Here is a 12,001-nt window from a genome sequence, read left to right on the forward strand (position 1 = left end):
CACTCCCCGATTTTCTGTCCCGCTTGACGATCCGGCAACGCCGCACTTCCGAATCGTCACTAAAGAATCAAAGGTGATTCGCCTTGTCCAGAGGTGCGGCGAAAAAAGATTAAAAATCGACTAAAATAATGGGTTTTCGGATGGTCTTCCCTTCTCCCACGACTAGGGGAGAAGGAGAGGTCGCTTACGCCAGGGTGCGCTCGACGATGTCTCGCAAATCGGCCGACAGCTTCTCGGTATTGGCGATTGAAAGCAACGCCTCCCTTGCCTTGGCCTGCCGCACGGGTTCGAGCGAGCGCCACGACCTGAGCGCCGTCGCCAGCCTGGCGGCCACCTGCGGGTTGCGTTTTTCGACCTGCAGCACCGTTTCGACGAAAAGCCGGTAGCCCTCGCCGTCGGCGCGATGAAAGCCGGTCTGGTTGGCGCTGGAAAACGTACCGATGAGCGAGCGTACCCGGTTCGGGTTGGCCATCGAGAACGCTGGGTGGCTGGTCAAGGCGCGCACCGCGTCGACTGTTTGCGGACCGGGCACGCTGGCCTGGATCTGGAACCATTTGTCCATGACCAGCGGATCGGTTGCATATCTCGCCTCGAAATCGGCCAGTGCCTTGGTTGCCTCAGGTGCGCCGTGGTGATGGTGCGCAAGCACGGTCAACGCCGCGGCACGATCCGTCATGTTGGTCGCCGATTGGAAGTGCCGGGCAGCGAGTTCCGCACCTCCCGGCAGCAAGGAGAGATAGTCCAGCAGGACATTGCGCAGCGCCCGCCGCCCGGCACTGGCCGCGTCCGGGCTGAACGGACCATTGTCGGCGAGCTGATTGTAAAAGTTGGAGAATATCTCGCGGTTGGCCCCGGCGATCGCAACTGCCAGCGCCCCGCGTGCCGCGAAAATGGCGTCGGGGTCGATGTTCTTGCCGATGTCGCGGGCGATATCGGCCTCGCCGGGCAGCGCCAGCGCCAGTGCCCGATAGGCGGGTTCGAGCGCGTCGTCGCCGGCTATTTTGCCGGCAAGCCCGGTCAACCGGGCGCTGAATTCGGGTTGCCTGTAGTCCAGGATCTGGCGGAAAGCTGCAATCAGCGCATCGGTCAAAAGCGTGTTGAACGCCTGCCAGCGCGAGAAGGCGTCGCTGTCGTGGCCAGCCAGAAAAAACTGGTCGTCGGGCCGCTGCTCGACCGAAAGCGTCACCGGCGCCGAAAAGCCGCGGTTGAGCGACATGGCCGGCCGCTCGGCAATCCCGGAAAACCTGACGACATGGCGGCGTTTGCGGATATGGATGATGCCGTCCTCGACATTCGCCCCTTCCACGCCGCTATAGGCTGTCGCCTCTCCGTCGGCGCCGACCAAGCCGAAGGCAAGCGGAATGTGCATCAGCCGTTTGCGGCTTTCCGACGGCGTTGGCGGCACCGACTGCTCGATTTCGAGCGTGAATTCCTGCGCCGCAGGATTATACGCCGAACTGACGGTCAGGTTCGGCGTGCCGGCCTGATGATACCAGAGCGAAAACTGCGACAGGTCGCGACCGGAAACGTCTTCGAACACCTTGATGAAGTCTTCGATCGTCGCCGCCTGGCCGTCGTGACGTTCGAAGTAGAGGTCCATGCCGGCGCGGAACGTCTCTGCGCCGAGGATAGTGTGGATCATGCGCACGACTTCCGAGCCCTTTTCATAGACCGTCGCCGTATAGAAATTGTTGATCTCGCGGTAGCGGCGCGGCCGCACCGGATGCGCCAGCGGCCCTTGGTCCTCGGGAAACTGATGGGCGCGCAGTGTACGCACCTCGGCGATGCGCTTGACGGCGCGCGAGCGCTGATCGGCGGAGAATTCGTGGTCGCGGAAAACGGTCAGGCCTTCCTTCAGGCAAAGCTGGAACCAGTCACGGCAAGTGATTCTGTTACCTGTCCAATTGTGGAAATACTCATGCGCAATGATGGCTTCGATATTGGCGAAATCGGCGTCGGTCGCGGTTTCCTGGTCGGCCAGCACATATTTGTCGTTGAAGATGTTGAGGCCCTTGTTCTCCATCGCGCCCATATTGAAGTCGGACACGGCGACGATGTTGAAGACATCGAGGTCGTATTCGCGGCCGAATGCCTCCTCGTCCCATTTCATCGACCGTTTCAAAGCGTCCATGGCGTAGCCGGCGAGCCTCTCTTTGCCCGGTTCGACATAGATTGCGAGCTCGACTTTGCGGCCAGACAGGGTAACGAAACTGTCCGAGATCTTGCCGAGGTCGCCGGCCACCAGCGCAAACAAATAGGACGGCTTGGGGAAGGGGTCGTGCCAGACCGCATAGTGCCAGCCGCCGGCAAGCTCGCCGCTGCCGGCCGGGTTGCCGTTGGACAAAAGCAGCGGCGCCTCATTGCGCTCCGCTTCGATACGCACCGTATAGACCGACAGGATGTCGGGACGGTCGAGGAAATAAGTGATGCGGCGAAAGCCTTCGGCCTCGCATTGCGTGCAATAGACGTCGCTGGAGCGATAGAGGCCCATCAGCGCTTCGTTCTGCGCCGGCGCCAACACGGTTTCAATTCTCAGCTGGAAGCGCCTCGTGGCAGGGGGGCTGATGATTGTCAGTTGATCGGGCGTGACGAGAAAATCCTCAAGGCTCGGTTCCTGGCCGTCGATGGCGATACTGCGGAGCGTCAGCCCGTCGCCATCCAGCACCAGTGGCACCGACGCGGCAATCTCGTCGCGACGTTCGACCGTCAGCACGGCGGTGACATGCGTTGCTTCAGGCGAAAGGCGGAAAGTCAGGCTGGTTTCCGGAATCAGATAATCACTAGGGCGATAGTCTTCGAGTTTGAAGACCTGGCCGGTATCTGTGCGCATTCCTTGATTTTTCCTGTCGAATCCGAGAGCGGCGGGCGGGTCCGCTGGTCCAAATAATTTGAAGTCTGCGCTCTTTACACGAAACACTCCCTCGACAAAACTGCAGCGACGTCTATTTCCGGCGATCATTTTCCAAGCATCATCGCGAGGCTTCCATGACCATCGTCACGCCGAAATTCGGGATGAGCGCCTCTGTGTTGCGTTGCGACGATCGGGCCTTCATCAAAGGCCCCGGGGCGGATCCGATCGGATCGACGCCTGCCGCGCTCAATGCGGTGACCGACGCGTTCTACCGCGCCTACGGCATCATGCCGGCAACGCCGGCGTGCATCTGCGCGGCGATCCAGGAAGCAAAAGAGGCGTGACAGCCAGACCGGATTTGCCGGTGCTTGCTGCCGGCGACCTTGCCGGCGAGCACAGCACGCTGACCGGGATCGTGCTCAAGATCGTATCGGTGGCGGTCTTCGTCGGCATGTCGTCCTGCATCAAGGCGGCAGGCACCGTGCCGGCGGGCCAGATCGTCTTCTTCCGCTCCTTCTTTGCCATCTTTCCGATCATCGCCTTCCTCGCCTTCCAGGGAAAACTCGGAACCGCCTTTTCGACAAAGCGCCCTCTCAACCACATTGCGCGCGGCGTCGTCGGTGTCTGTGCCATGGGGCTCGGCTTCTTCGCGCTGACGCGGCTGCCGCTGCCGGAGGCGATCACGCTGAACTACGCGCAGCCGCTGCTGGTCGTGGTGTTCAGTTCGATCTTCCTCGGCGAAGCCATCCGCATATATCGCTGGAGTGCGGTTGCCGTCGGCCTGGTCGGGGTGCTGATCATCTCATGGCCGGAACTGACGCTGCTCAGTTCGGGCGCTGCCCTTGGCGATCAGGAGGTGCTCGGCGTCATCGCCGCCCTCATAGCCGCGGCGATCTCGGCCATCGCCATGCTCCTGGTTCGTAACCTCGTCCAGAGCGAGCGGACGGCGACCATCGTGCTGTGGTTTTCGGTAACCGCGAGCGTCATGGCGCTGCTTTCGCTGCCGTTCGGCTGGCAGGCGCTGACGCCGGTGCAGGCGGGGCTTCTGATTGCCGCGGGTTTTTGCGGCGGGCTTGGCCAGATCCTGATGACCTCGGCCTATCGCCATGCCGAGGCTTCCGTCGTGGCACCCTTCGAATACACTTCGATGATCCTCGGCGTCGTCGTCGGGTATCTGGTCTTTGGCGACGTCGCCACGATCAACATGCTGGTCGGCGGCATGATCGTGGTTGCGGCGGGGATTTTCATCATCTGGCGCGAGCGCCAGCTGGGTCTCGAACGCACCCGCACCCGCAAGGCCGTCGCGCCGGAAGGGTGATCACGGCTCCGCTGCGTCAGTCCGCTCTTTCGCCAGCCGCACCAGCACCGCCCGCGTCTGCTCGTCAGCAGGGAAAAAAGATTCGATCGCCAGCTCCGACAGCGTCACGTCGAGCGGCGTGCCGAACACGGTGATGGTGCTGATGAACGACAGCACCGCGTCGCCATGGGCAAGCTTGAGCGGATGGACAATCGCGTTCGGTTCGACCGGCGCCGGCCGGCTGCCTCTAAGGCCGGACGGATAGGCCCGAAGCTCGCGCTCGAGCTCGACAAGAACCGGATCGGCGGTAGCGTCGTTCTGCCGCTTCAGCCGCTCCAGAAGATGCGTCCGCCATTCCGCTAGGTTGACGATACGCGGCGCGATGCCGCCGGGATGCAGGCTGAGGCGCAAAACGTTGACCGGCGGCTTCAGCAGGGAGGCATCGGCGACATTGGCGAGGAACGGGCCGATGGCGGCGTTCGCCGACACCAGGTTCCAATGCCGGTCGACGGTAAGCGCCGGGAACGGCTCGTGCGCCTTGAGCACGGTCTCGACCGCCGCCATCGCCGGTGCCATCGAGGCATCGTCAAGTGGTCGTTCGCCGAAGCTCGGGGCAAAGCCGGCGGCCAGTAGCAGCTGGTTGCGCTGCCTGAGCGGGATCGAAAGCTGCTCCGCCAGATGCAGCACCATGTCACGCGAGGGTGCGGCGCGGCCGCTTTCAACGAAACTCAGATGCCGCTGCGAGATCTCGGCCTCCATAGCGAGGTCGAGCTGGCTCATGCGCCGGCGTGTACGCCATTCGCGAATGAGAGTGCCGGCGGAAATCTGGGCTGCTGTCATAACGAGATGACTAGGCCGGCAGTGGGCGCATTTCAATTACCTGCGAAGTCATGATGCCGCCCTTCCTTTCTCGCAAGGGGAGAACTGAAGACGCGCTCTGCACCATTACCCAAGCGCCCGCAACTTCGCCTTCACTTCGAGGAAATCCCGCCACGCCAGCTTCTTGTGCGCCGGCGTTCTCAGCAAATAGGCCGGATGCAGGGTCGGCATGGCAGGAATGGCGACGCCGGACGGGGTCGTGTGGACGCGCCAGTTGCCGCGCAGCCGCAATATGCCTTCGGAGGTGTGGAGCAGGGTCTTTGCCGACGGGCCACCGAGATTGACCAGCACCTTCGGATTGACCAACTCGATCTGCCGCTCGATGAACGGCCGGCAGATCTCGGTCTCGTGCGGGGTCGGCGTGCGGTTGCCCGGCGGCCGCCAGGGAATAACATTGGCGATGTAGACGGACGTCCGGTCAAGACCAATCGCGGCCAGCATGCGGTCGAGCAGCCGGCCGGACCGTCCAACGAACGGCAAGCCCTCTATGTCCTCATCGCGACCCGGCGCTTCGCCGACCAGCATCACCTCGGCAGTCGGATTGCCGTCGGCGAACACAAGGTTCTTGGCGGTGAATTTGAGATTGCAGCCGTCGAATGCCGCCATGTGCTGGCGAAGCTCGTCGAGGCTTGCCGCCGATCTCGCCAGTTGCCGCGCCAATGCCGCTTGCGCCTCGTCGGGCACCGTTGACATGGCCGGGGACGTTCGCACTGCCGGTGCCGTATTGGGTCTCTCGTCCATTTCGGCGCGCGACACGCTCGTCGAGCGTTGTGGCGCCGCATTTTCACCGGCCGGTAGAGCGGCCGCCGCGGGCACCCGCTCCGGTGGCCTAACTTCTGCAAACCTATTTACCGGCTGTTCTTCAAGTGCCTCGTCGACGCCGGCGGTGGCATAGAAGGCCAGCAGCTCGGCGAGATCGGCTCGGCTATTGTGGGGGGCGGCAGTCATGGTTTCACATTCGGCCGCGAAGCTTGAATTTGCAAGTTCAGCTCGACGGTATGCGCGGATCCTGCACCAGATAGAACGTCCAGCGCGGCGTGTAGTCGGTGATCAGGAAATAGAAGCTGGCGGTCTTCAGCGGGTCGATCTTGCCGTTCTTGAACAGCAGGCGGTCATACGGTTCGAAATTGCGGTCGAAATCGGCGTAGCTGCTCGACCAGATATTTTCAGGCGTTTTGTTGCGCTGGTCAAACGACAGGCCGTCGCCGAACACGCTCGGCTGGTCGAGGATCTCCTGGAGTTCGAACTGGAACTCGACCCAGGCCTGGCCGCTATTGTTGAGCACGTCGATGCGCATATACATCAGACCATTGGCGAAGTCTCCCGCCTTGCCGAACGGCTGGATCGGCTTTGTCGTGCGAATGGCCAGCGTTACCGGCGTCGCTGAATTCAGCTCTTCGGTGATGACCAGCGGATCCTCTTTCGTGCCGATGCCGGAAGCCCCGGTGATGCGGAAGCCGCCGCGCTCGTCGGAAAAGGAATAGGCGCCGGTCGCCCAGACCAGTTGCTGCTCGGCATGGGCATCGGGGGTCGTCAGTGGCAGAAGCGCCAACAGCGCCGCACGGCAAATCCGGCCGGGCGTGAAAAAAAAGCGCGTCGATGAAAAGCCAGCCGGCCTGAATATGCGCATGGCGGGAAGTATGGCCGATAAGCAAGCCGTCGAACAATTAAAAACATCAGTGCGACATATCTGTGCAAACGGAATAGGATTGAAGATTGATGCTCGCCACCGCGAATCTGTGTGGCAGGACGCGACTTTTTGACGAAATCGGTATTGTCACGTCCGCGCCGGTTTCCCGTCGCTATTTGATGCGCTATGCAGCGCGTGAGCCAGCAAGATGCCGGGAATAGCGAGCCAGTGAGGGGTCGATGAGCGATATCGAACGCGAAAGCATGGAATTCGACGTGGTCATCGTCGGCGCCGGCCCGGCCGGCCTCGCCGCCGCGATCCGTCTCAAGCAGGTCAATCCCGAGCTTTCCGTCGTCGTGCTGGAAAAGGGCGGCGAAGTCGGCGCGCACATCCTGTCCGGCGCCGTCGTCGATCCGATCGGCATCGACCGGCTGCTGCCCGGCTGGCGCGAAGAGGAGGGTCATCCCTTCAGGACACCGGTCACCGACGACCATTTCCTGGTTCTCGGCCCCGCCGGTTCGTTCCGTCTGCCCAATATCCTGATGCCGCCGCTGATGAACAATCACGGCAACTATATCGTCTCGCTCGGCAATGTCTGCCGCTGGCTGGCGACCAAGGCCGAGGCGCTGGGCGTCGAGATCTATCCGGGCTTTGCCGCGGTCGGCCTGCTCTACAACGAGGCCGGTGCGGTCACCGGCGTCGTCACCGGCGACATGGGCGTCGAGAAGGACGGCACGCACGGTCCGGGCTTTGCGCCGGGCATGGCGCTGATGGGCAAATATGTCTTGATCGGTGAGGGCGCGCGTGGCTCGCTCGCCAAGCAGCTGATCGGCAAATACCACCTTTCCGACGGCCGCGAGCCAGGAAAATACGGCATCGGCCTCAAGGAACTCTGGCAGGTCAAACCGGAAAACCACCGGCCGGGCCTTGTGCAGCATTCCTTCGGCTGGCCGCTCGATATGAAGACCGGCGGCGGCTCCTTCCTCTACCATCTCGAGGACAACCAGGTGGCAGTCGGCTTCGTCGTTCACCTGAACTACAAGAACCCCTATCTGTCGCCCTTTGACGAGTTCCAGCGCTTCAAGACCCATCCGGCGATCCGCGGCACCTTCGAGGGTGCCAAGCGGCTGGGCTATGGTGCCCGCGCCATCACCGAAGGCGGCTGGCAGTCGGTGCCGAAACTGTCCTTCCCCGGCGGTGCGCTGATCGGCTGCGCGGCCGGCTTCGTCAACGTGCCGCGCATCAAGGGCTCGCACAATGCCGTGCTCTCCGGAATGCTGGCGGCCGAGCATGTCTGTGATGGGATAGCCGCCGGCCGCGCCAATGACGAGCTGGCCTCCTATGAGGCCACCTGGCGCGCCACCGATATCGGCAAGGACCTGAAGAAAGTGCGCAACGTCAAGCCGCTATGGTCGCGCTTCGGCACCATTGTCGGTGTCGGCCTTGGCGGGCTCGACATGTGGCTGAACACGCTGTTCGGCTTCTCGCCCTTCGGCACGATGAAGCACGGCAAGGCCGACTACGCCACGCTGGAACCGGCCGCCGCGCACCAGAAGATCGCCTACCCGAAGCCGGACGGGGTGCTGACCTTCGACCGGCTGTCGTCGGTGTTCCTGTCCAACACCAACCACGAGGAGAACGAGCCGGTCCATCTGCTCGTCGCCGACATGGACCTGCAAAAGCGCTCCGAGCATGACGTCTATGCCGGGCCCTCGACGCGTTACTGCCCGGCCAGCGTCTACGAATGGGTCGACAAGGACGGCAACGCCGCCGCCGATCCTGCGGCAAAGGATGTGCGCTTCGTCATCAACGCCCAGAACTGCGTGCACTGCAAGACTTGCGATATCAAGGACCCGAACCAGAATATAAATTGGGTGCCGCCACAGGGCGGCGAGGGCCCGGTCTACCAGAACATGTAAGTCACAAGGTTTGTTCCGGACTAAACAAGATGAGGAGCAGCGCAACCGTAGGATTGTTGAATAAACCGCCTGCCTGTGTTTCCTTTCTGCGGCGACAGGGAGGAAGGAAAGATGCGCCTGGCAGTTCTGACGAGCGTTGTGGCGATCGGGGCATTGTGCGCCCCTGCAGCCTTGGCCGGCACTAAGGTGCTGGTCAAGACACGAACTTACAACATTGCCGGAACCACCGGCGCGGCCCTGATCGAGGCCATGGATCGCAGTGGGCCGAAGCACGGCTTCATGACCCACGCCATCGCGCAGACCGGCTACAGCGTCGATGATTGGACCTTCGACGCCCATCAGGAAAACGGCGTCTGCCGCCTGCGCCAGGCCAACGGGACGCTCAATCTCTTCTATACCTATCCCAAACTGGTCTCACCCACATCGCCTGCGCTGCAGAAGCGCTGGAAGCGGTTCTTCGCTGGCGTCCGCGCCCATGAAGAGACCCATGGCCGCATCGCCAGACAGATGATGCGGGCCACCGAAAAGTCGGTTCGAGGGCTGACAGTCGCTGATGACCCGCATTGTTTCGAGGCACGTCGCGAGGCAAAGCGCCGGATCAATGCCATCTATGCCGAATACGAGGCAAAGCAGATCGCCTTCGATGCGCACGAGCATCGCGACGGCGGCCCTGTCGAGCACCTCATCCGCGCTTTTGTGGGCCAGTAATAAGCCAGGTCGAGACTGGACTGCGGATTTTCAGCTTCGCGTCCCGCCATGCAGCGCTGCAAGCGCGGTCGCCGTCTGGTGCTCGTCGAGCGGCTTTTGTTCATGCGACCGTAGCGAAAACTCCACCAGCACCGGCAGATGGTCTGAGCCGGTGTCCTCAAGGGTCGACGCCGAACGGATAACGATGGCGCCCTTGCTGAAAACCTGGTCGATCGGCAGTCCGGCGAAGCGCAGGAAATCCGGCAGCTTTCTGTAGAGCCAGGTCGGCCCGACCGACGGCATTACAGTCAGCTTGCCAAGCGATGCGACGCGCCGGACAGCGGCGCTCCATGGCGCTGCGTTGCAGTCGCCCGCCAGTATCGACGTCTCGCCAAGCGAGGCGATTTCGTCAGACAACCCTCCAATCTGCCGTGATTGGTTGTGCGGCCATGGCCAGGTGAGGTGGATGGCGCCGACATCGACGTCGGTTCCGCCAAAATCGACCGTGGCGATCGCCATCGCGCCGCGGCTGTCGCAGTGCGGCGCCGTGCCTGTGGCAAACGGTCGTCTGGACAGCAACGCAACGCCGAACACGCCATTGGGATACGGGCAGAGGATCCGGTAGGGATAAGCGCCGGACAGCAGCCCAAGCTTTGCTTTCCACATCTCGGACACCTCGTCGAGGGTGATCACATCGGGCTGGGTCCGGCCGATCAGCGACAGCACCTTCTCGGGTGTTGGATTGTTGAACCTGAGGTTCATCTGCAACAGGCGGTAGCCTGGCTCGTCACCGGGTTTGGCTTCGTAGGCGGCCTGCACCTGCCATAGCCGCGAAAGCGGCAAGGCATTCGACGTGGTGGCAAAGGAGGCTATCGCAAACAGCAAGGCGGCCGCGGCCTGCAGGCGAAACGAGGTGGCGAGCAGGGGCAGAGCGCAAAGCGCCATCAGCACCGAAAAATGGACGCGGAAATGAGCAAAGGAATCGAGGGCCGGATGCAGCGATCCGAAAAACCCGGCCACCAGCGCGGCCGAGAGTGCAAGCATTGCGACGAATGCCAGCGCAACCGTCATGTCCCGAATACGTGCCATCGCTTTGTCTATCGGCAGAAGTGCGGCTCAATCAAGATGACGAAATGTCCTGACCCGGACCGACACATGCGATTCGGCAGTTACTGGAAGGCCGTTTCCGAAAAGCTCCTGAGCTTACGCGAATGCAGTCGCTCCATCGGCATTTCAGCCAGCTTCTCCATCGCCCTGATGCCGATGGTCAGATGCTGCGCCACTTGCCGCTTGTAGAACTCGGTCGCCATGCCGGGCAGCTTCAATTCGCCATGCAGCGGCTTGTCGGATACGCAAAGCAGCGTGCCATAGGGAACCCGGAAGCGGAAGCCGTTGGCGGCGATCGTTGCCGATTCCATATCGAGCGCGATCGCCCGCGACTGCGACAGCCGCTGCACCGGCCCGCGCTGGTCGCGCAGCTCCCAGTTGCGGTTGTCGATAGTGGCGACGGTGCCGGTGCGCATGATGCGCTTGAGGTCGTAGCCGGAAAGCCCGGTGACCTCGGCGACCGCTTCCTGCAGCGCCACTTGGATTTCAGCCAGCGGCGGGATCGGCACCCAGACCGGAAGATCGTCGTCGAGGACATGGTCTTCCCGAACGTAGGCGTGCGCCAGCACATAATCGCCCAGCGCCTGTGTGTTGCGCAGGCCGGCGCAATGGCCGAGCATCACCCAGGCATGCGGCCGCAGCACCGCAATATGGTCGGTGATGGTCTTGGCGTTGGAAGGGCCAACGCCGATATTGACCATGGTGATGCCGCCATGATTCGGCTTCTTCAGATGATAGGCCGGCATCTGCGGCAGGCGAGGGGGCGCAGCACCCTCACCAGGCGCGCTGTCGCCCACTTTGGTCACGATATTGCCCGGCTCGACGAACTCTACATATCCGTCACCGCCATTGGCCATCAATTCGCGTGCACGGGCGACGAATTCGTCGATGTAGAACTGGTAGTTGGTGAACAGCACGAAGTTCTGGAAATGCTGGGGACTGGTCGCCGTATAGTGCGACATCCGATGCAGCGAATAGTCGATCCGTTGTGCCGTGAACGGCGCCAGCGGCCGTGCCTCGCCCAATCCCACTTCGAATGTACCGTTGGCGATCTGGTCGTCGGTGCCGTCGAGATCCGGCACGTCGAACAGGTCACGGATCGGCCGTTTGATGCGTTCCGCAGCGGCACCGTCGACATGCGTGCCTTCGAGAAAGGCGAAATGCAGGGGGATAGGAGTGGTCGATTCTGAAACCGTGACCGGAACGCCGTGGTTGCGCATGATCAGCCGAAGCTGTTCGGTGAGATAGCTCTCGAAAAGAGCAGGCTGGGTGATTGTGGTTGAGAAATGCCCCGGCGTCGGCATGTGACCATAGGCCTGCCTCGAGTCGATTTGGGTGAACGAACTCGTGGTGACGCCGATCTCCGGATAGAAGGCCCGGTAGCGTTTGTTGTTGTCGCCGCCCGCGGCGAGCGCGGCAAATGAATCGCGCAGGAACTTGGTGTTGCGGTCGTAAAGCACCTGCAGGGCCGCGACCGCCTTCTTGGCATCGTTGAAGCTGTGTCGGCCGAACGGCTCCGGCGTGACGACCGATTCAATGGCTTGAGGATAGATTCGCTTTTCCATGACCCAATATAGAGAGTTGGGCGCGCAGTTGGGAGGGGGTAAGGCGGTCTTAAAACGCCCTGTCGG

The 12,001-nt window shown here is 62.2% G+C and carries 11 protein-coding genes; 5 read left to right on the forward strand and 6 right to left on the reverse strand.

From position 1 onward, the window contains the following. Window positions 1-184: 184 nt before the first annotated feature. Window positions 185-2,830, reverse strand: a complete 2,646-nt coding sequence (gene pepN / locus NMG46_RS23840) for an aminopeptidase N (RefSeq protein WP_254819967.1) — start codon at window positions 2,828-2,830, stop codon at window positions 185-187. Between the two features lie 155 nt (window positions 2,831-2,985). Between pepN and NMG46_RS30010 the strand changes: the two genes are divergently transcribed. Both NMG46_RS30010 and NMG46_RS23850 read left to right on the forward strand, forming a co-directional pair. Further along, window positions 2,986-3,195 (forward strand): hypothetical protein, encoded by a 210-nt coding sequence (locus NMG46_RS30010; protein ID WP_368389318.1) that lies wholly within the window; start codon window positions 2,986-2,988, stop codon window positions 3,193-3,195. Between the two features lie 20 nt (window positions 3,196-3,215). After that, the gene (locus NMG46_RS23850; protein WP_254819998.1) at window positions 3,216-4,169 is read left to right on the forward strand and encodes a DMT family transporter; all 954 of its coding nucleotides are present in this window, start codon (window positions 3,216-3,218) and stop codon (window positions 4,167-4,169) included. Here the strand turns inward: NMG46_RS23850 and NMG46_RS23855 are convergent, their stop codons facing one another. From NMG46_RS23855 to NMG46_RS23865, 3 genes are all read right to left on the reverse strand, one after another. After that, window positions 4,170-4,988, reverse strand: coding sequence for a helix-turn-helix domain-containing protein (locus NMG46_RS23855; protein ID WP_254819968.1), 819 nt, complete (start codon window positions 4,986-4,988; stop codon window positions 4,170-4,172). It lies immediately after the preceding gene. A 105-nt stretch (window positions 4,989-5,093) separates the two neighbouring features. Next, entirely contained in the window at window positions 5,094-5,975 is an 882-nt protein-coding gene (locus NMG46_RS23860; RefSeq protein WP_254819969.1) for a uracil-DNA glycosylase family protein, read from the reverse strand. 37 nt (window positions 5,976-6,012) lie between these two features. Further along, window positions 6,013-6,657 (reverse strand): hypothetical protein, encoded by a 645-nt coding sequence (locus NMG46_RS23865; RefSeq protein ID WP_254819970.1) that lies wholly within the window; start codon window positions 6,655-6,657, stop codon window positions 6,013-6,015. On the opposite strand from NMG46_RS23865, the gene NMG46_RS23870 reads away from it, so the two are divergent. From NMG46_RS23870 to NMG46_RS23880, 3 genes are all read left to right on the forward strand, one after another. After that, the gene (locus NMG46_RS23870) at window positions 6,608-6,790 is read left to right on the forward strand and encodes a hypothetical protein (RefSeq protein WP_254820002.1); all 183 of its coding nucleotides are present in this window, start codon (window positions 6,608-6,610) and stop codon (window positions 6,788-6,790) included. The two genes, NMG46_RS23865 and NMG46_RS23870, sit on opposite strands and share 50 nt — an antisense overlap. 106 nt (window positions 6,791-6,896) lie before the next feature. Then, entirely contained in the window at window positions 6,897-8,576 is a 1,680-nt protein-coding gene (locus tag NMG46_RS23875) for an electron transfer flavoprotein-ubiquinone oxidoreductase (RefSeq protein ID WP_254819971.1), read from the forward strand. A 111-nt stretch (window positions 8,577-8,687) separates the two neighbouring features. After that, the gene (locus NMG46_RS23880; protein ID WP_254819972.1) at window positions 8,688-9,284 is read left to right on the forward strand and encodes a DUF922 domain-containing protein; all 597 of its coding nucleotides are present in this window, start codon (window positions 8,688-8,690) and stop codon (window positions 9,282-9,284) included. 30 nt (window positions 9,285-9,314) lie between these two features. Here the strand turns inward: NMG46_RS23880 and NMG46_RS23885 are convergent, their stop codons facing one another. After that, on the reverse strand, window positions 9,315-10,352 hold the full coding sequence (locus tag NMG46_RS23885; RefSeq protein ID WP_254819973.1) for an endonuclease/exonuclease/phosphatase family protein: 1,038 nt from the start codon (window positions 10,350-10,352) through the stop codon (window positions 9,315-9,317). Between the two features lie 80 nt (window positions 10,353-10,432). Beyond that, a complete protein-coding gene (locus tag NMG46_RS23890; RefSeq protein WP_254819974.1) occupies window positions 10,433-11,935 on the reverse strand; it encodes an AMP nucleosidase in 1,503 nt (500 codons plus the stop codon). Window positions 11,936-12,001 lie beyond the last annotated feature (66 nt).

The organism is Mesorhizobium sp. LMG 17147, assembly GCF_024297145.1.
Lineage (GTDB): Bacteria > Pseudomonadota > Alphaproteobacteria > Rhizobiales > Rhizobiaceae > Mesorhizobium.

Coding starts and splice junctions, on each gene's coding strand:
- pepN (WP_254819967.1), bottom strand. CDS start 2,830: ATGCGCACAGATACCGGCCAGGTCTTCAAACTCGAAGACTATCGCCCT.
- NMG46_RS30010 (WP_368389318.1), top strand. CDS start 2,986: ATGACCATCGTCACGCCGAAATTCGGGATGAGCGCCTCTGTGTTGCGT.
- NMG46_RS23855 (WP_254819968.1), bottom strand. CDS start 4,988: ATGACAGCAGCCCAGATTTCCGCCGGCACTCTCATTCGCGAATGGCGT.
- NMG46_RS23860 (WP_254819969.1), bottom strand. CDS start 5,975: ATGACTGCCGCCCCCCACAATAGCCGAGCCGATCTCGCCGAGCTGCTG.
- NMG46_RS23865 (WP_254819970.1), bottom strand. CDS start 6,657: ATGCGCATATTCAGGCCGGCTGGCTTTTCATCGACGCGCTTTTTTTTC.
- NMG46_RS23875 (WP_254819971.1), top strand. CDS start 6,897: ATGAGCGATATCGAACGCGAAAGCATGGAATTCGACGTGGTCATCGTC.
- NMG46_RS23880 (WP_254819972.1), top strand. CDS start 8,688: ATGCGCCTGGCAGTTCTGACGAGCGTTGTGGCGATCGGGGCATTGTGC.
- NMG46_RS23885 (WP_254819973.1), bottom strand. CDS start 10,352: ATGGCACGTATTCGGGACATGACGGTTGCGCTGGCATTCGTCGCAATG.
- NMG46_RS23890 (WP_254819974.1), bottom strand. CDS start 11,935: ATGGAAAAGCGAATCTATCCTCAAGCCATTGAATCGGTCGTCACGCCG.